Origin of the sequence: Archaeoglobus sulfaticallidus PM70-1 (assembly GCF_000385565.1) — an archaeon.
Classification (GTDB): domain Archaea; phylum Halobacteriota; class Archaeoglobi; order Archaeoglobales; family Archaeoglobaceae; genus Archaeoglobus_A; species Archaeoglobus_A sulfaticallidus.
Map to the genome: position 1 here is coordinate 1,408,763 of NC_021169.1, position 19,433 is coordinate 1,428,195.

At 44.5% G+C, this 19,433-nt stretch carries 18 protein-coding genes and 1 pseudogene; 10 read left to right on the forward strand and 9 right to left on the reverse strand.

Annotated elements, in window-relative coordinates:
• Positions 1–3 precede the first annotated feature (3 nt).
• A complete protein-coding gene (locus ASULF_RS07675) occupies positions 4–1,359 on the reverse strand; it encodes a CaiB/BaiF CoA transferase family protein (RefSeq protein WP_015591149.1) in 1,356 nt (451 codons plus the stop codon).
• Between the two features lie 228 nt (positions 1,360–1,587).
• Between ASULF_RS07675 and ASULF_RS07680 the strand changes: the two genes are divergently transcribed.
• The gene (locus tag ASULF_RS07680; RefSeq protein WP_015591150.1) at positions 1,588–2,580 is read left to right on the forward strand and encodes a radical SAM/SPASM domain-containing protein; all 993 of its coding nucleotides are present in this window, start codon (positions 1,588–1,590) and stop codon (positions 2,578–2,580) included.
• Positions 2,581–2,789: 209 nt separating this feature from the next.
• Here ASULF_RS07680 and ASULF_RS07685 read toward each other — a convergent pair whose 3' ends face one another.
• The 5 genes from ASULF_RS07685 to ASULF_RS07705 all read right to left on the reverse strand — a co-directional run bounded on the left by ASULF_RS07685 (position 2,790) and on the right by ASULF_RS07705 (position 7,301).
• Positions 2,790–3,455, reverse strand: a complete 666-nt coding sequence (locus ASULF_RS07685; RefSeq protein ID WP_015591151.1) for a DUF5612 domain-containing protein — start codon at positions 3,453–3,455, stop codon at positions 2,790–2,792.
• A gap of 2 nt (positions 3,456–3,457) precedes the next feature.
• Positions 3,458–3,691 carry an Lrp/AsnC ligand binding domain-containing protein gene (locus tag ASULF_RS07690; RefSeq protein WP_015591152.1) on the reverse strand — a complete coding sequence of 78 codons (234 nt, stop codon included), beginning with the start codon at positions 3,689–3,691 and terminating at the stop codon, positions 3,458–3,460.
• Positions 3,692–3,754: 63 nt separating this feature from the next.
• Positions 3,755–4,579, reverse strand: coding sequence for a spermidine synthase (gene speE / locus ASULF_RS07695; protein ID WP_015591153.1), 825 nt, complete (start codon positions 4,577–4,579; stop codon positions 3,755–3,757).
• A gap of 261 nt (positions 4,580–4,840) precedes the next feature.
• The gene (locus ASULF_RS11390) at positions 4,841–6,001 is read right to left on the reverse strand and encodes a CAP domain-containing protein (RefSeq protein WP_015591154.1); all 1,161 of its coding nucleotides are present in this window, start codon (positions 5,999–6,001) and stop codon (positions 4,841–4,843) included.
• A gap of 82 nt (positions 6,002–6,083) precedes the next feature.
• Entirely contained in the window at positions 6,084–7,301 is a 1,218-nt protein-coding gene (locus ASULF_RS07705; protein ID WP_015591155.1) for an RNA-guided endonuclease InsQ/TnpB family protein, read from the reverse strand.
• Positions 7,302–7,537: 236 nt separating this feature from the next.
• On the opposite strand from ASULF_RS07705, the pseudogene ASULF_RS11745 reads away from it, so the two are divergent.
• The 9 genes and pseudogenes from ASULF_RS11745 to ASULF_RS07745 form a co-directional block, all read left to right on the forward strand.
• A pseudogene (locus tag ASULF_RS11745) lies at positions 7,538–7,705 on the forward strand (ISNCY family transposase); the annotation flags it as partial.
• A 340-nt stretch (positions 7,706–8,045) separates the two neighbouring features.
• Positions 8,046–9,212, forward strand: coding sequence for a CBS domain-containing protein (locus tag ASULF_RS07710; protein WP_015591156.1), 1,167 nt, complete (start codon positions 8,046–8,048; stop codon positions 9,210–9,212).
• Between the two features lie 87 nt (positions 9,213–9,299).
• The gene (locus ASULF_RS07715) at positions 9,300–10,409 is read left to right on the forward strand and encodes a M24 family metallopeptidase (protein ID WP_015591157.1); all 1,110 of its coding nucleotides are present in this window, start codon (positions 9,300–9,302) and stop codon (positions 10,407–10,409) included.
• 1 nt (position 10,410) lies between these two features.
• On the forward strand, positions 10,411–11,100 hold the full coding sequence (locus tag ASULF_RS07720; RefSeq protein ID WP_015591158.1) for a hypothetical protein: 690 nt from the start codon (positions 10,411–10,413) through the stop codon (positions 11,098–11,100).
• A gap of 46 nt (positions 11,101–11,146) precedes the next feature.
• A complete protein-coding gene (locus ASULF_RS07725; RefSeq protein WP_015591159.1) occupies positions 11,147–12,724 on the forward strand; it encodes an ABC transporter substrate-binding protein in 1,578 nt (525 codons plus the stop codon).
• A 59-nt stretch (positions 12,725–12,783) separates the two neighbouring features.
• Positions 12,784–13,794 (forward strand): ABC transporter permease, encoded by a 1,011-nt coding sequence (locus ASULF_RS07730; RefSeq protein WP_015591160.1) that lies wholly within the window; start codon positions 12,784–12,786, stop codon positions 13,792–13,794.
• Positions 13,795–13,803: 9 nt separating this feature from the next.
• Complete coding sequence (locus ASULF_RS07735) at positions 13,804–14,661, forward strand: ABC transporter permease (RefSeq protein WP_015591161.1); 858 nt, start codon at positions 13,804–13,806, stop codon at positions 14,659–14,661.
• Positions 14,661–15,602, forward strand: coding sequence for an ABC transporter ATP-binding protein (locus ASULF_RS07740; protein WP_015591162.1), 942 nt, complete (start codon positions 14,661–14,663; stop codon positions 15,600–15,602). The genes ASULF_RS07735 and ASULF_RS07740 overlap by 1 nt, the downstream gene beginning before the upstream one ends.
• Positions 15,603–15,605: 3 nt before the next feature.
• Positions 15,606–16,577 (forward strand): ABC transporter ATP-binding protein, encoded by a 972-nt coding sequence (locus ASULF_RS07745; protein ID WP_015591163.1) that lies wholly within the window; start codon positions 15,606–15,608, stop codon positions 16,575–16,577.
• 144 nt (positions 16,578–16,721) lie between these two features.
• Here ASULF_RS07745 and ASULF_RS11575 read toward each other — a convergent pair whose 3' ends face one another.
• From ASULF_RS11575 to hisD, 3 genes are read right to left on the reverse strand one after another with little or no spacing between them, the layout of a single operon-like run.
• Positions 16,722–16,856: a glutaredoxin family protein gene (locus ASULF_RS11575; protein ID WP_015591164.1), complete on the reverse strand. Its 135-nt coding sequence runs from the start codon at positions 16,854–16,856 to the stop codon at positions 16,722–16,724.
• 31 nt (positions 16,857–16,887) lie between these two features.
• Positions 16,888–18,183 (reverse strand): aspartate--tRNA(Asn) ligase, encoded by a 1,296-nt coding sequence (gene aspS, locus ASULF_RS07750; RefSeq protein ID WP_015591165.1) that lies wholly within the window; start codon positions 18,181–18,183, stop codon positions 16,888–16,890.
• Entirely contained in the window at positions 18,176–19,432 is a 1,257-nt protein-coding gene (gene hisD, locus ASULF_RS07755; protein ID WP_015591166.1) for a histidinol dehydrogenase, read from the reverse strand. The genes aspS and hisD overlap by 8 nt, the downstream gene beginning before the upstream one ends.
• Position 19,433 lies beyond the last annotated feature (1 nt).

A 19,433-nucleotide genomic window follows, 5' to 3' on the forward strand; every position in this document is an offset into this window, starting at 1 on the left:
ACCTCACGGATAGAACAACCCGCTTTTTCCATCCCAGTCCTTCGGCGGGCATGAGAAGAAGATGTTCTCGTCCCACTTTCCGATAACTCCCTTCTTGTAAAGCTCATCTAGCTCGTCCTTGCTCATTCCAAGCAACCTGATGAATACATGTTCATTGTCTATGCCGTTGGGTCTTGCAGTCCATTTTATCCTGCCGGGTGACTCGCTCATCTTTGGAACTGGAGCAACCTCTGCCAGTGAGCCGTATATAGGATCATCGTAGATCCATATGGCCTTTCTCGCCCTCCAGTGCTCGTTGTTGTACTGATCTTCTGAGCTAAAGACTTTGTTGGATGCAAAACCGAACTCTTCGCCGAGATCTTCCAACTCCTTAACGGTCTTCTCTTTGGCCCACTCATGGAGTGCCTGATATATGACTGTCTGATTCTCCTCCTTAAGTCGCTCATCTGGGTCGGAATACTTCTCATACAGATCTATTCTACCCATTGCCTCGCACAAACCTTTGAACTCCTTATCCTTGAAGGCTGCTATCGCAACGAAACCATCCTTGCATCTGACAATATCCGAGGGGACTATGGCAACATCCCTGTTACCATATCTCTCTCTGTTCTTTCCTGTTAGCCCGATGTATATCCAGGTCCAGTCCATGTTCCTCAGCAGGTTCTCAGCCTGTGGATGGTCTATATACTGGCCCTCTCCTGTTTTTTCTCTGTAGTATAACGCAACAAGAACTGCAAAAGCACCCATCAAAGCACCATAAAAGTCCCCAATCCACGCTCCGGCTTTCAAAGGCAAACCATCAGGGAATCCGGTGGACTCTATAAGGCCGGAGGTTGCCTGTGCAACCGCATCATAGCTCGGCCTAAACGTCCACGGCCCCCACTGTCCGAATCCGGACATGCTGATGTAGATTATCCTGGGATTTATTTTTCTGATCTGCCTGTATCCAAGACCCCATCTGTCTGTGGTTCCAGGCCTGTAATTCTCAACGAGGACATCTGATCTTTTAACCAGCCTGTATATGAGTTCTTTACCTTCAGGAGTCCTCATATCGATTGCTATGTGGTACTTGCTGTTGTTTGTCGCTTCAAAACCGGCAGCGAGGTTCTTGTGGAAATCAGCAAAGGGGGCAAGGGGTCGCATCGTGTCTCCTCTACCTGGCATCTCGACATGTATGACTTCTGCACCAAATTCAGCGAGGTATGTAGCAACCATGGGCCCGAAAATCAGGGTTCCGATATCCAGGACTCTTATTCCCTTAAGGGGTTCTGGCTTTTCGAAGATTTTTTCTGGATCCATTATCTCCTTTATGTATTCCGTATATGGCAGGCTATCCAAATCCTTTTCGTGTTCACTCATCAAACCACCTAACTTTAATTATTTTTAGGTATTTTTGTAAGGAGACGAATTTAAATTTTTTTCTATTTTAATTTAATCTGTAATTGGTCAGCTGGCGGATTCATGGGCTTGTTTCGATTCTCTTTATTCTCATGTAATTTTTTAGAGTATTTTTATTTATGAAATTATAAATTATTTAGAACTTTTCAACTGACCAAAACTTAAAATCTTCATACTCAGTAACTGACTATGATGTTCAGGTTTTTCCAAATAGAGGTCACGAGAAAGTGTAACATGTCCTGTTTGATGTGCCCTCATGCAGTGTTCCCCAAAGAAAGCCTGATCCATATGGACTTTGAGATATTTGAGCGAATATCTACATATTTCGACAAAACTGAACTGATACACCTTCAGGGATGGGGTGAGCCCCTCCTTCACAGCAGAATTGGCGAGATGATTGCAATAGCAAAGGACTCCAAAGCGAGCGTGGGTTTGACGACAAATGGCGTTTTGATCAAAAAGTTCGTTGAGGAGCTGCTGAACCTTGATTACATTGCGATTTCAGTTGGAGGAATCGAGAGACATAAGTTGCTGAGAGGAAACGACTTTCAGAAATTGGTTGAGAATATAAGGCTTCTTTCAGAACTTAGAGGCTCCGCAAATCCAAAAATAAACATAACCTACTTGATGACAATAGATAACTTTAAAGAATTACCCGAAGTTATCAGAAAGCTGAATTTTGTTGATGGATTCATCGTAACGAATCTCGACTGTGTTTTCAGCGAGAAAGTATATGGGATGAGAGTCTTTGATAGAAAGGATATTCGAAATGAGGTTGAGAAAACTTTAAAGAAATGTGAAGCTCTTGCAGCAGAACACGGGATAGCATTTAAATCACCTTCAGTTGTCTCAGTGGAGAGAACAATTTGCGATGCTTTTCCTGATTCGGCAGTAGTCTTCTCAGCAGAAGGAGAGGTTTATCCCTGTGTCTATCTGAACCTGCCATTTGAGAAAATACAGAGAATATTCAGAGGCAGGAAGTTTTTGATTGAGAAACCCAGTTTTGGCAATATAACTGAGATGGATCTTGAAGAAATCTGGAACCAAAGAGAGTATAAAGACTTCAGGGATGTTTTTAGAAGGAGAGGTACGAAAATTTTCAGTCTAAAACGAATCCTCGGTCTGGAGAGTGTGAACATGCCAGAGTACTGTAAGGGTTGCTATAAGATATATGGCATATAACCTGTTGGTAACCGTTGTTGTCATTTTCTCGTGTTCATAACCATCTAAAACTTTATGCTAAAACTAACAGACCCAATATATGGACAGAAATCGAATTTACGAATTATGAAAACATTTGCCAGCAGAATTTGACAAAATCCCAATTGAATAAAAAAGGATAGGTTTAGAATGCTTTGCGCTTAATTGTACTTAACAATAAAAAATTAAACCTAAATCCTCTTACCCTTGACCCTCTCGATGTCGAACTTGGCTTTATCGGATATGTGCATAACTGCGAGAGTTCCGGCCATAACCGGGTCGCTCACAACGACATCTGCAACCCTTGGAACTGTACCAAACATGTTCAGCGAAATAACAGGAATTCCAGCCTTCCTGAGCTTTTTAACCTCTTCCGTTATCTGTCCGCCCATTAAACCCCCTGCAAGAACAAGAATTTCTGCCCTATGGAGTCTTGAAACAGCTCTGACAGCTTCAGCAAGCTCCTCTTCGCCAATTATCGGCATGGTATCCACGCTTATCCTCTCTCCTCTCAGGTTGTGCCTGTCCGCTTCGCTTATCGCACCGAGTGCAACCTGAGACACTAAAGCTCCTCCACCAAAAATCAGCACCCTTTTACCGAATACCTGCTCGAAGGGCTTTTCCTCTGTTATCTCGATAACAGTATCCATTTTTGAGATCTCGTCCTTTATCTTTTCGAAGTCTCCCCCCTCTATCTCGAGATATATCAGTGCATTTCCTGCATACTCTCCATACTTTATGAGAAATGTCTGAGCGTAGCTGATATTTCCCTGATTATCTGCGACTATTCTGGTTATGTCTCTGAGCACACCAATCTTGTTCCTTACGATCATCTGAATAGCTCTTACGCTGTCCATGCTCAGAACTTTGCCCCGGTTAATGTTTTGGTCTCTATAACTCCATCGAGGGATCTGATTTTGTTAACAACAACATCGCTGAGTTCCTCAAAGTCTCTGACAACTATCTTCGCGATCAAATCGTATTCGCCGAAGAGCGGATAAAGCTCCTCTATTTCCTCAAGTTCTGCGAGCTTTTCATATACTTCTTTCTCCTTCTTTGGAGAGATTTTAACGAGCACAAACCCCAGTGCCATCAGTACAATTAACGGTTGGCAGTATTAAAGTTTTATTCTTTTTAATTTTAATCATTTTTATAATTAATCTCCTTTAACCTCTTTCTTCAACCACTCAGGCAGAGCGAAAGATGCTACATGCAAGTCGGGATTGTAATGTTTTGTGGAGATCTTTCTTTCCAACCATCTTTGCTTTATTTTATCATAGTCAGGCTCTATCTCGTTCTTTGAGGCGATCATATAACTCCACAGTCCGAGGGGATATGTGGGGACGAAGTTTATGTATATCCTGTAGTTCTCGAACGCCTTTTTAATGCTCTTGTATATCTCGATGAAATATTCTTTCTGAATGAACGGCGACTGGGCCTGGGTTGCGAAGATGTTCGAGATTCTTTTACAGTTGTTGAAGAAGTCTTCTTTCACGAGACTCTCACTTACTGGATTCGGATCGGTTCCATCAACTATCACAACATCGAATCTCTCCTTACAGTTCTCAACATACTCCATTCCATCCTCTATGAGAACGGTTACTCTCTCGTCCTCCAGAGCACCCCCATCAATCCCGATGTATTTCCTGCAGGCGTTTATGACGGTATCATCTATCTCAACCATAACAACCTCGTCAGGGTTGTGCTTCAGTACCTCCCTTACAGTCCCTCCATCTCCTCCACCAATAACCAGAATCTTTTTCGGCTCATCAACCATGAATAGAGGAACATGAACCAGCATTTCATGATAGAATGATTCATCTCTCTCAGTAAGCTGTATTTTCCCATCTAAAACGAGCATCTTTCCGAAACCAGCAGTTTCGAATATCTGAATGTGCTGAATCCCCTTACTTTCAAAGAGGGTTTCCTTTACCTTTATCATCAACGCCGAATCATCGTAATACTCTATGAACCAACTCATATACTAGCTACAACCGCGGGAATTTAATCCTTTTCAAAAACAATTAATCTTTCAGTTTTTAGTAACTTAACCCGGTTGTTGCACATCGTGGATGTTGTTACAGTAACTTAAGAAAAATCTCACATCGTGTAAGTTGTGTCCAAGACTCTTGGAAGCTGGGTCACAAAAAAGGGTCTTGGATCCATCAAGACTCATCTTCACTACTCACATCTCACTCTCCATTCAATATCGATATCATATGATGGCCCAAAAACCAATCCCTCAGGGATAATATTTAATTTTAATATTAATCTCAACACCATCATAAGTCCTAGAGTAAACGAATAATCCAGTTCCGACACTGGCGTTGAGAGTTTTTTCGAATGTTTTAGTACTTTCTTTGTAGTATATCTTTTTGAAGCTCTGACTTTTCAAAAAACGATCGAACTGTTCTTTATCTGGAACGATGTAAACATCTATTGGTTTGGAAGATTCAACCTTGACCGAAACTGGTACTGTTATGTCAAACCCCAACCCCGGATCGTTGAGATAGAAAAATGAAGCATACTTTACATTGAGTGTGATATTGTGTTCCTCTTCCAATCCAACCACATTCATCGTAATGAAGCAAGTGTTCTCTTCGCAGTATGCTCCAACACCAGCGTCGGAAAATAGATTATCTATATCCAGAATAATAGATCTATGGCCCGGACTTTCAAGCCACCCCTCTACGGCGGCTCTGGCAATCGAAGTTTCATTGTCTTTCGGACCTAAACCAGTCTGATATGAGAGAACCTCTCCAGATACTATGAAAAACATCCCACTCTCCTTCAATCTGTCGTAATGGTCTTTTCCCTCAGGACTCGTATGCGCAAAATAGTTTCTTTCACCCATATCTTTGCTGTGATTGTAAGCGACTGCTCTTACCCAATCATTCCACTTATAAGGTTTCAAACCCGCTTTCTCTCTTTCATGATTGACAAATCTAAGAACTTCTCGCTCAATAAGTGTTGTATTTAATTTCGATGCATCGAAAGTGATGCGATCAATGTCTTCTTTGAAGACATAATATTTCACCCCAGAATACTCTTGCAAGTTAGACTCATTTAGTTCGAACCTGAATTCAAACGGTTCTCCGCTATAAGTGCCTTTCAATACTACGATCCCAGGATATAAGATATCAACAGGTAAAGATAATCCCCCATTAGTTGTTTTTCCCAAAAATTTTCCATTGAGGTATACTTCGCCATTAAGTGATTCACCAGTTTCATTAATGTAAAAGTAAAAGCTGAATTTTTTTGGAGTTGGTAGAGGCGTCAAAGTCTCTATAGTTTCCAAAGTCGGCATGGATGTAGGAGTTTCAACGGATTCTTGTTGTTTCTCAGCACAACCGAGATATAAAATCGTAAAAGTGAAGATTATTATTATCCAGTACTTGTTCATAGTTCACCCTCACTTCTTACTTCGCATATATATTGAAATATTTTAAGCTGTCGGAAAGCATCACGAGCTGGGTGAAGGTGAACTACTCCGCCCTCACGGACGGAACTTCCTGTTTCATCGAGAGAACTTGCCCTGCGATCACCTCTCGGTAGGAGATCACGCAGGGTAGAGGTTCTCCCTCCACAGGCGTTCGGGAGCGTCCCATCCCCACATCCAGAATGTTGAGGGAGGCGTTGTAGTCTCTGTCCGCCTCCCAACCGCATATAGGACAGGTGAAGGTTCGATCGTGTAGTTTCAGGTTATTTACGATGTAACCACACATGGCACATCTCTTCGAGGTATTCTTCGGATTTACTTTGACTACTGTGCGAGCAGCTCTTTCAGCCTTCTCGCACAATAGCCTTACGAACTTTGACCAGGCAGAATCCGTTATGTGTCTGTTGAGGGTTGTAGAGCTACCGTTTTCTGCCATCTCTTTAACGTTTAAGTCTTCTACGACCATTATGTCGTAGTTGTTGACGTAGTAACGGGAGAGTTTGTGCAGGAAGTCGTTACGTTGATTTTCCAGCTTCTCGTAGAGTTTGGCCAGCCCGATCCTTACTTTCTCTCTGTTCTTGGAGCCTTTTTGCTTTCTTGATAGCTGTTTCTGCACCTTCTTGATTTTCTCAAGGGTTCTATCAAGATATTTTGGGTGCTCGAAGTAGTTGCCATCGGAGTCGACGCAGAAATGAGTGATACCTACATCAATTCCTATAGCTCTACCCGTAGGAGGTAGTGGTTGCTTATCGACTTCAGCCTGAACGATGGCATACCACTTTCCTGACTTAGTTCTTTTGATGATTACGCCCTTGATCTTACCGCCAATGGATCGATGCAATCTGATGGGGATGTCGCCAACCTTAGACAGAGATAGTTTCTTCCTATCAAAGTCGATCTTGAACCCCGACTGGTTGAAGTTGAGGGTCTTGAAGGAGTTCGGTGAGGTCTTGTAGCGAAGCCAACCGACTTTCACCCCCTTCTTTCTCAGTTCGTTCAGGGAAGATATATTGCTCCGGAGCTGGTAATTCACCATCTGCAAAACCTTGGAGTACACCTTACTCAGTTCGGGTTTTTCTTCTCGCTTGATTCTGACGATAAGTGATTGAGTATCTTCTCGTCTTATCCTTCTACCTTCCTTCCTTGCCTTGTTTACCTCTGAAAGTAAGCGGTTGTATAACCATCTACATAGCTCAAGCTGTTCATTGAGCTTAGCCTGAACGGTCTTGGAAGGATAAATGCGAAACCTGTAGCTGATCAGCATGATTTTCACCTGTGAGGAGTTTTGTGTTTTATCTATCCAATTTATGATCTGCATTTCACGAATATATATCTTGAGAGTGGTGTGAAAGTTTTAGCGGGCTCTCATCCCCTCACTCACACACGCAAGGGGACTTCCCGACCGTGATCGTTAAAGGTGGAACTAAACGGAAAAATGAGCTTTCAGAATTCAGCTATACAACTTTCGCAGCATTCTAGCAGTCAACCCCGTCAATAGGAAAATTTCTAAAGAGATACTTCAAGAGGAATCTTTGTGAATCTGGCTTCTCTTCTAATAAAAGGGGGTTTGGATGAGTGGTAAGGTAGAAAAAGGAGGATAGAAGGGAGATGACTCTGTTCGCTGTTGGGCTGTGGCACAACATATTTGCGATTAGGTTGGTGAGGTAGTTTTGTCCCAAAATCAACTTCACCCTCTAAATTTGTGAACTACTCACCGTCTAAAGACGGTGGCTTCTCCCCTCGTACTCTGTTTTGCTAACAAGTACACTGTATACTGGGGGAGTTTGGGGCTAGTTCACCGGCTTAAGCGGTCACAGACCGCAACCCAGCCCTGCTCCTCAGCATATAGCCGAGGAGCCTGTTATCTACGCATACTATGCTTATTCAACAAAATATTTAAGAATTCCGCAATTCATCCACCGGTTAAAACCGGTGGTCTTCTTGCGGAGGTCTTATAAATTTAAAGATACAATAATACAGTACTGACAAAAAAAACAGAGGTGATTGAATGAATGCCGAGGAGTTAAGGGAGATAATAAGAGAGGACTACGAGGTTATAGAGGCCGATGAGACGATCTCCAAGGTAATACCCCACCTTAGCAGATACGAGCCGGATGGGGCTCATGCGATCATGGTGATGGACGGGAAGAAAGTGCTTGGAGTAATCAGAGAGAGGGATTTGCTCAGAGGAAGCGTGATGGTAAACCCACATGAGACTAAAATCAGAAGTTTTGCTGTTAAAACCGGTATTTTGAAAGTATCCGATCTCAGCTATGAGAAAGTTGCGAGAAGATTTGTTGAGGATTCGACTCCTTTTGTGATAGTTCAGCTAAATGGGAAATATGGTTTGATATACATAAACGATTTTCTGAAGCTCATCAAATCCGAGCTCAATAAGATCAAGGCCAGAGATGTGATGAATCCTGAAGTTATAACCGTCAGAACATTCGATACTGCAGCGAAAGCCCTTGCAACGATGAGGAACAACGGAATAGACAGGGTTGTGGTTGTTGATGAGAAAAATAGGGTTAGAGGTATAATCACGGTTAAGGATATCGTGGACAGGATAATCTCCCCGAGGAAGAGGGCAAAGATGGGAGATGGAAGCGGAGAGAAAGAGAAAACACTCTCAATCATGGTGGAGAGTGTTATGAGTGAGCCAGTTATTTCTGCGGATGCGAACGATAGCGTCTCGAGCATAATAGACCTGATGATAGAGAACAGGATTTCGAGCATCGTGATAACCAAAGATGACATGCCGGAGGGAATAATAATCAAGAAAGATATTCTTGAATACCTCCTGAAAACCAAAACCCCAGTCACATACAATGTGCAGATAACAACAAGCGAGCTGGAGCTGGACGACTTCGACAAGGATGCTCTGATGGAAGACATTGACAAATTCATGAGGAAGTTCAAGGAGTTCTTCACGAACGCTCTGTTCTCAGTATACATAAAGAAGCACAAAGAGACCTTCAGAGGTTTGCCTTTGATCTTCGTTAGAATTAAGCTGATAACGGACAAGAAAACATTCTTCGTCTCAGGAGAGAGCTGGGGTGTGGAGTTCGCAGTCCACACAGCACTCAAGAAGCTTGAAAGAGAAGTTCTCAAGGAGAAAGAAATCCTGCTGAACCAGAGAATGCAGAGGAAGGCACTCGAAGAGTTCTTCGAATAGGTTTTTTAATTTTTTACTGTTGTTTTACTTTTGCTGTAGCACGATCATCAATAGAAAGTTTCTTAATACATCTATCGACTGAGGATTATGATCCCTGAAATCCTCAGAGAGCACAATGCACAGTTCTTTGTTATGTACGACAGCAGCAGGAACGCGAACTTTTACTACTCAACAGGATTTCAGATTCCTGATCCCGCCTTTTATATGATAGGGGATGACGGAACGGATTTGCTGGTTGTAAGTGAGATGGAGAAGAGGAGGGCAGAGAGGGAGAGCAAGGTTAAGGAAATTGCATCTCTGAACGATATAGGATTTTATGAGATATACAAGGAGCTTAAAGACCCCCACATCGCCTTGGCTCAGACACTGTATGAGCTAATAAGAACCCATGGCGGTAAAAAAATTCTCGTGCCGAGAGAGTTTCCTTCATTCCTGTCATTCTATTTCAAGGAGAGAATGGATGTTGAGGTGATACCAAACCCGTTCTCAAGGCTGAGAATGATTAAGAGAGGGAACGAGATTGAGAAGATACGGCAAACAAGCAAAGCTATCCTCGAGGCAATGGATTTTACGCTAAAAATAATCCGGAAAGTAAGTTCATGTGAGGAGTTGAGGAACAAGATAGAGGTATTCCTGTTTAAGAAGGGTTTTCTCGCTGAGAATACGATAGTCTCCAGCGGAACACTGAGTGCGGATCCTCACTACATCGGTATGGGGGAGATTGAGGATCACCTGATCGTGGACATATTTCCGAGAAGCAGGGAAAACCTCTACTTCTCAGACTTCACGAGGACAGTATTGCTGAACGATAATGCGGAAATAGCAGAGATGCTTGAAGCCGTTATAGAGGCAAAGAATAAAGCGATCTCGATTATACACGACGGGGTTCTTGCGAGTGAGATTCACAACCTCGTATGCGATGTTCTGGAGGGGAAAGGATACGGAACGCTGAGGAAGAAGAGTGTGGAGGGTTTCTTACACTCAACGGGGCATGGGATTGGGCTTGAAGTGCATGAAGAGCCGAGGATATACATGAACGATGAGGTAATCAGAAAGGGCATGGTCTTCACGGTTGAACCGGGGCTGTACTACAGGAAAATAGGTGGAGTCAGGGTTGAGGATACTGTTGTCGTTAAGAAGGATGGCTGTGAGGTCTTGACACCTTATAGGGACTTCATTAAGATAACGGGTGTTTGACTTGAAGGAAGCCATTAGATGGGTCAACATCGGGAGAGACAGGATAACATACTCCGGCAGGGTGGAGATGATCCCAACTGCAGTGTGGATGAGTCCCAAGGAAATAAAAGAAGAACTGTCATCGAAGCTCTTTGATGAGGGATTATTATTCGAATTAATCGGAATGGATGCATTAAACGATGCTGATATCGTAATCGAGCATGTTTCGTGCTGGATGCAGTATCATGTCTTTCGCCTAGAAGTCAGGGATGAAAAAACCATCAGGGTTGCACTGAACCTTCTCCCATCCTCTCAGAAGGAGCCACTGTTCAAACACTACTGGAAGTCTGCAAAGAAGGCTTGGGAAGCAGGAGTTGTTGCTGAGCCTTTGCTTCTTTCAAAAGATGGCAGACTGTTCATACAGGAATGGGTTGATGGAATTCCTGTTTCTGAGATAGTTGGGGAGGAGTGGATAAAGAAAAAAGAAGAGATTATCACATCAATATGTAACTCCATACTCGAATTATATAAGGTTGGATATGCTTTTCATCCTCTTACAGACTACGAGGTAATGCTGAAAGACGGAAAGGCAATCTTTCTGGACATAACCCGGTTAAGGGAGGTTAAAGATTCTATTGAATTTGAGGAAATGTATAAAAATTCTATAATTAAGAATGTACGGGTCATTGACTGGCTCAAATCTTTTTGCTAACCCTTGGCAAACAAATTTTTAATATCATAGTGTGTAACAGAGAGGCATGAACTCCAAAACTCTTGTATTGGTTGGAGTGTTATTGATCAGTGCACTGCTTCTTGGATGCGCTCAGGAGAAAACGACCGCTCCAGCTGAGACGCCAACAGCCGAAGAGGTAAAGGCGATAACAATTGGAGTTACAGACAAGATCACAGAGCTTGATCCGGCAAATGCCTATGACTTCTACACCTGGGAAGTGCTCAACAACATCATGGGCGGTTTGATGAGGTATAAGCCCGGAACAACTGACCTCGAGCCATACCTTGCTGAGAGCTATGAAGTGCAGGACAACGGTAAGGTTTACATTTTCCACCTCAGGAAGGATCTGAAGTTCGCTGATGGAACACCATGCAAGGCTGAAGATGTTGTCAGAAGTGTTAAGAGGGTTATGAATATAGCCGGAGATCCATCCTGGCTTGTTACAGACTTCGTTGAGGATGTTGTGGCTGTTGACGATTACACAGTCAAGTTCGTTCTGAAGAAGCCAATCTCATACTTCCTGGCTCTGGTTGCAACACCACCGTACTTCCCGGTACATCCAAACTACAAGGCTGATGAGATCGACCCAGACCAGACTGCCGGTGGTGTTGGGCCATACAAGATAGTCAAGTGGGTAAGAGATCAGGAGCTCATCCTCGAAACGAACGAGAACTTCTTTGGCGACAAGCCCAAGACAGACAGAGTGGTTGTCATGTTCTACAAGGATGCAACAACGCTCAGGCTTGCCGTGGAGAAAGGAGAGGTTGACATCGCATGGAGAACTCTCACACCCGTTGACATAGAGTCCCTAAAGAAGAATGCCAACCTGCAGGTGCTTGAGGCTCCAGGTGCTGCCATAAGATACCTTGTCCTCAACGGAAACGAGTCCACAGAGTATCCGACCAAGAACAAGCTCGTAAGACAGGCTATTGCTGCTGCCATCGACAGAGATGAGATCGTGCAGGTTGTTTACAGGAACACATACACACAGCTCTACTCACTGATCCCGATCGGAATGTGGAGCTATGAGGATGTTTTCAAGCAGAAGTATGGAGACAAGAACCTCGAGCTTGCCAAGAAGCTCCTCCAGGAAGCTGGATACAGCGAGGACAACAAGCTCAAGCTTGAACTCTGGTGGACACCAACCCACTATGGTGACACCGAGAAGGATCTCGCACAGATCCTCAAATCACAGCTTGAGGCAACGAACATGATCGAGGTAGAGCTCAAGAGTGCCGAGTGGTCAACCTACACCGACTATGCGAGAAAGTCCGCGATGATGCTCTCGCTCTTTGGATGGTATCCAGACTACATCGACCCAGATGACTACACAACACCGTTCCTCAAGAGTGGAGCCAATAGATGGCTTGGATATCCATACAGCGATCCACAGATGGATGAGCTGCTTGAGAAAGCATCGATAGCACAGTCCACTGAGGAGAGAACAACTTACTACAAGCAGATCCAGCAGAAGCTAGCTGAGGACTGTCCGATTGTCCCACTGGTTCAGGGTAAGCTGACGATCGTTGCAAAGAAGAACATCGAGGGCATCGTCCTCGATCCGACAATGATCTTCAGGTACTACCTTGTGTACTCAACCTAATTCTTTTTTATTTTTTGTGATATAACAAATTTTTTATTGCGAATATTTTGGTGGATATTATGGCGTCGCTCAAGGCATACATCGTAACAAGGGCTTTGCTTGTAATCCCGACTATCTTCATCCTGCTAACGCTAGTGTTCTTCATCCTCCGAATACTTCCCGGAGATCCGATAAGTGCGATGGTCGGGCAGAAAGTACCTCCCGAGGTTCTTGAAAAGCTCAGGCACGAAGCTGGACTGGATAAGCCGGTCATCGTGCAGTACTTTGATTACCTGGCTGGAGTGCTGACTGGAAATCTCGGGAAATCGATGATCTGGGGTAGAAGGCCAGTAATACTGGAGATCATGGACCGTTTTCCTGCAACACTTGAGCTAACGATTTTTGGGTTTGTTATAAGCGTGATCTTGGGTGTTATCACAGGTTCCATCTCTGCGTTCAGGCGAGGGAGCAAGATTGATACATCGATGAGGGTTTACAGCATCGTTGCGTACACGCTGTTCATACCATGGTTTGGAATGCTGCTCCAGATGATCTTTGGGGTTTACTTCCAGATATTTCCGATTGGTGGGAGGATAACTCCCGGAATGAGTCCTGATCGTATCACCGGTTTGTATGTTTTTGACAGTCTTGTAACGCTTAACTTTTCAGCCTTATATGATGCTTTAAGCCATCTCGCCCTGCCTGCGATAACTCTCGGTATAGTTCTGTCAGGAGCATATACAAGGCTGCTGAGGAACAACCTGATCGATGTTCTGAGTCAGGACTTCATCACTGCATACAGAGCGAGAGGAGTCAGGGAGAGAAAGGTGATCAAGCATGCAATGAAAAATGCTTTCATTCCGGTTGTAACTCTGATGGGGTTGCAGTTTGCAATCCTTCTTGCCGGAGCGGTGCTTACAGAATCCACATTCTCATGGCCTGGAATGGGCACATTCCTGTTAGAGAGAATTGAGTACAGGGACTACACGTCGGTTCAGGGAGCGATAGTTTTCTATGCGATGTTCGTTGCGATAATAAGTCTGGTGGTGGACATAATCTACGCTCTGTTGGATCCGAGGATAAGGTATTGAGGTGATAGAGTGGAAGTGAAAAATCTCGCTACAACGATCTTTTCATTCATTCCTGAGGCAGAAGGAAGATACATGGTAATTTCAGGAATGCTGATAGTCCTGCTTGTATTGTTCATGGCAGTTTTTGCACCAGTTATTGCACCATACGACCCGATTAAGGCGAGCAAGGACATACTCCAGCCACCGAGTGCAAAACACATAATGGGAACGGACAACCTCGGAAGGGACATATTTTCGAGAATCATTTTTGGTGCTAGAGTCGTTCTGGTTGTTGTATTTGTGGCCTCTCTGTTTTCTATGGTTATTGGAGTTCCTCTTGGACTGATATCAGGTTACTTCGGTGGAAAGCTCGACAGAAGCCTTTCGATGCTCATGGATTCCATGTATGCGTTTCCGAGCCTAATTCTGGCTATAGCCATTGCTGCGGTTCTCGGGCCAAGCGTTATGAATGCCGTGATAGCGATCTCTGTTGTTTATGTTCCCACCTACTTCAGAATGATCAGAGGACAGGTTCTCAGCCTAAAGACCCGCCTTTTCGTTGAGGCGGCAAAGGCGATGGGTGCGAAAGATGCCAGGATAATGGCGAAGTATATCTTCCCGAACATCATCCCAACTCTGGTGGTGGTTTTCTCGCTGAGCGTTGCAGACGCGATTCTGACTGAAGCTGGATTGAGCTTCCTCGGATTTATCGTCAGCGCTCCAACCCCTGACTGGGGATTTGAGCTTGCATCAGGAAGGCCTTATCTGCCTGCGGGATACTGGTGGATGATAACCTTCCCCGGACTGATGGTCATGCTTCTGTCTCTTGGATTTGCGCTGATAGGAGAGGGATTGAGTGAGGTTTATGCACCAAGGAGGGAGAGATAGTGCTGCTGGACATAAAAAACCTGAGGACGTACTTCTACACAAGGAGAGGGGTTGTAAAAGCGGTTGAAAATGTTGACCTCAGTGTTGACAAGGGAGAGTTCGTTTCGATAGTTGGTGAGAGTGGATGTGGCAAATCCACTCTGGCATACTCAGTTATAAGGATGATAAGCTATCCCGGGGAGATTGTAGGCGGAGAGATAATTTTCGATGGCAGGGATGTGCTAAAGCTGAATGAGGAGGAACTCAGGGCTTTGAGGGGTAAGGAAATTGGAATGGTCTTTCAGGATCCTATGACAAGCCTCGATCCGCTAGAGAAAATTGGAGATCAGATCACCGAGACAATACTCGAACACATGGATGTTTCCAAGAAAGAAGCGCTTCAGATTGCTGGAGAGATGCTTGAAAAGGTTGGTCTGCCTGCTGACAGGGTTAATTATTACCCTCATCAGCTTAGTGGGGGGCAGAGACAGAGGGTTATGATCGCAATGGCCGTATCACTGAATCCAAAGCTTCTGATAGCTGACGAACCAACAACCGCTTTGGATGTTATAGTTCAGGAGAAGATAATGGATCTGCTTGACGATATGAGGAAGGAGGGAAGGGCGATCATGCTTATAACTCATGACTTCGCTTTAGCTTCAGAGAGAAGCGATAAAATCGCTGTGATGTATGCTGGATGGCTTGTGGAACTTGGATCAGCTAAGGAGATAGCACACGAGCCACTACACCCCTATTCAAAGGGATTGATAGACTCAGTCCCGGATGTTTGGATCGACAAGGAGGTTAAGCCACTGCCCGGATTCCCACCGGATCTGATAAACCCACCAGAAGGATGTAGGTTCAGGCCAAGATGTCCCTTTGCAAAGCAAGAGTGCGTGAAAGAACCCCCTGCACTCAATGTTGATGGCAGGGTTGTGAAGTGCTGGCTTTACGAGGTGTGAGGAATGTTGGAGGTTAGAAATCTCAAAAAGTACTTTCCAGTTCAGAAATCCGCAATAGAGGTATTTTTCTCAAAGAAGAAGGAGTTCATCAAGGCAGTTGATGATGTATCATTTGAGATCCGGAAGGGTGAAGTTCTCTCGCTTGTGGGTGAGAGCGGGTGTGGAAAAACAACAACAGGGAGAATCCTCGTCGGGCTTGAAACACCATCTGACGGGAAAATACTGTTTAAGGGAAAGGATGTAACAACTCTCAGCAAGGAAGAGTACAGAGCTCTCAGAAAGAACATCCAGATGGTATTTCAGGATCCCTATGCCTCACTCAATCCAAGAATGAAGATTGGTGAGCATTTAGAGGATCCGCTTATCGTTCATGGGGTTGCTGAGGGGGATGAAGCAAAAGAGATGGCGATGAAAATGCTCGACAGGGTTGGTCTTCCAGCAGAACAGTTCTACAACCGGATGCCGTATCAGTTAAGTGGGGGACAGAGGCAGAGGGTTGCGATAGCGAGAGCGATGATTCTCAAGCCAGATTTCGTTGTTGCTGATGAGCCCGTTTCGATGATTGATGTCAGCCTCAGAGCTTCAATCCTGAACCTTCTGATGTCCTTTAAGGATGAATACAGCCTGAGCATGCTCTTTATAACCCACGATCTCTCAGTGGCAAGGCTCGTTGGAGATAGAATTGCTGTCATGTACCTTGGTAAGATAGTTGAGATTGGAGATACGAGGGAGGTCATACACTATCCAAAGCATCCATATACTGCTGCGTTGCTGTCGTCTGTCCCCAGCTTCGTCAGAAGAGAGCAGAGGGTGGAGATTATTGGAGATATAGCCAATCCAATTGATGTTCCTTCGGGTTGCAGGTACCACACAAGGTGTCCATTCGCGAAACAGAAGTGCAGGGAAGAGGAACCTGAGATGCAGGGCAACGGGCATAAATTCGCGTGTCACTATCCGTTAGATATAGCATTCTGAGGTTGGTTTTTCAGTTTCTCTTATACCTTCTATTTTCGTTAAAAAGCAAAAGTTTCAGGCTTTTCTCATCATATCCCAAAACCCATCTGTCTTCCTTCACTACAAGAGGGACTGAATAGCTTCCAGAAATTTTATAAACCTCATCTATATATTTCTTCCTATATCCACTTCAAGCTCATCGAGCCATATTGTCCTGAAATTAACATTATGCTCTTCGAGAAAATCTTTAACTCGTTTACAATGCGGGCATGTTGTCAGGCCATATGTTATCTCAGTCATAAATTTACTTCAAAAATTACCAAAAAAGAAATTAAGGGGTTAATCTTGTTCTATCTCTCGGGAAGATAACAGCTTCTCTGATGTTTTTCAGTTTCAGTATCGACATCAACAGCCTGTCTGCTCCAAGTCCCCATCCGGCATGGGGTGGCATGCCATATCTGAAAGCTGACAGGTAGAACTCAAAGCTCTCAGGATTCAGCCCTTTCTGGCTTATCATCTTTTCAAGCAGATCTGGCAGGTGTATTCTCTGTGCACCACTCGCAAGTTCCAGGCTACCAGCCATGAGGTCGAAGGTCTTGCTTATTTCCGGCTCGTTCTCGTATGGCATCGCATAGAACGGTTTGATCTCGGTTGGCCAGTCAACTATGTAGTAGTGTGAATCGAACTCCTCAGCAAGCAGTTTTAATGCAGGAGTAGAGAAGTCCTCTCCCCAGCTGATCTCCTCACCCCTCTTTTTGATGATCTCAACAGCCTCATCGTAAGTGACTCTCTGGAATGGAATCTCCGGAATCTCGAGCTTGACTCCTGCCCAGTTGAGATATTTCTCGCATTTTTCAACAACATCTGTGTAAACCCTGTTTATCAGCCTTTCAAGAACCTTCATAACTCCTTCGTGATCGGTAAAGCTCTGCTCAATGTCTATCGATATTGCTTCGTTAAGGTGCCTTACAGTGTTGTGCTCCTCAGCCCTGAAGATCGGCCCTATCTCAAAGACCTTCTCGAATCCTGCCCCCATCAGAACCTGCTTGTAAAGCTGTGGACTCTGGTTCAGAAAAGCCTCTCTTTCAAAGTAGCTTATCGGAAAAAGCTCAGTACCTCCCTCTGTTGCTGTGGAAACTATCTTTGGAGTGTTCACCTCGATGAACCCCTCAGACGTGAGGAAGTCTCTCACACTCTGGAGCATTTGATGTCTGATTCTGAATATCGCCTGAATTCTCGGCTTTCTCAGGTCGAGAAATCTTGCGTCGAGCCTTGTATCGAGTTCTGCTGGAACTTTCTCGGCAACATCTAATGGGAGTGGAGCATCTGCCTCATTAAGAACCTCAAACTCATCAGGGAGAACCTCGTATCCTCCCGGAGCCTTTGGCTCTTCCTTGACCTCTCCTACCACTCTGACAACGCTCTCTCTCCTGACCTTTCTGGCTCTTTTTGTAATCTCCGGATTCCTCTTCTTCGGACAGGTTAGCTGTATGATGCCCTCCCTGTCTCTGAGCAAAACGAAAACAACACCTCCGAGATCCCTCACTTCATGGACCCATCCATACAACAGTACCTTCTTTCCAACATCATCAGCGCCAATATCTGACGTGTACTTTCTCTCATACACCTGAATCTCCTCCTTTTGGATCTTCTTTCAGCCTTACTTTAACGGATTTCTTATGGAATGGTAAACCCTCAGCCTCCGCAAGCTTCATTATCGCATGACCGATCATCTTCAAGCCTTCGGGTTTAATCATCTGGTAGGTAATATGCTTTAAAAAGGTTTCAACGCTCAAGCCAGAATAGATTTTTGCATAACCGGATGTTGGCAGAATGTGGTTCGTACCGGATGCATAATCTCCTGAAGCAACGGGGGAATGGTTTCCTATGAATACCGAGCCCGCGTTCTCTATCTCATCAATCCTGTCTTCAGCACCTTCGAACACCATCGTCAGGTGTTCTGGGGCGAAGCTGTTCGAGATCGCTATAGCAGTATCTATGTCAGCAACGCAGGTGTAGAAGTTTGAGGACATCTGCTCGTTAGCCAGATCACCAACCCTTGTCTCGATTTCCTTGGCTAATTTTTCTGTTGTGCATAGCACTACAGCAATCGAGGAAGGGTCGTGCTCGAGCTGTGCACACACATCGTATGCTATGAATTCCGTGTTTGCCGTTTCATCGGCTATAACCAGAATCTCTGAGGGTCCAGCCGGCATATCAATTGCCACATCGTTCTGAACGAGCAACTTTGCTGCAGTCACATACTTGTTCCCGGGCCCGGCAATTTTATCAACTCTCTCTATGGTTTCTGTACCATAGGCAAGGGCTGAGATTGCCTGAGCCCCGCCAACAGCGTAAACCTCGTCGAACTCGACAATATCGCATGCCACAAGTGTCAGGGCATTAACTCTGCCCTCTTTATTGGGTGGTGTGCATGCGACAAGCCTTTTAACACCGGCAATCTTTGCCGGAATTCCTGCCATCAGGGCTGTGGAGGGATAGCTCGCTCTCCCTCCCGGGATGTAGATGCCAGCGGAATTTATGGGAGTGTATTTCTTACCGAGGATCATGTGATCGAAATCCAGCCTTATATCTCTATCAACAGAGGTTATGCTGTGGAAGTTGGATATGTTTTCCTTGGCAAGCTCCAAAGCGTCGATAACGGGATCTTCAACGACATCATATGCCTTGTCGAACTCTTCCTCCGGAACTCTGATGTACTTGAGATCAACTCCATCAATCTCATTTGTTATTTCGAGTAAAGCCTTATCTCCATCTCTTTTAACCCGATCGATGATTTCTCTAACAACCTGAAAAACATCTTCGAGTGATTTCTTTCTTTCAAGGTTTAAAATAAAATCCTTGCTGACTATCAAA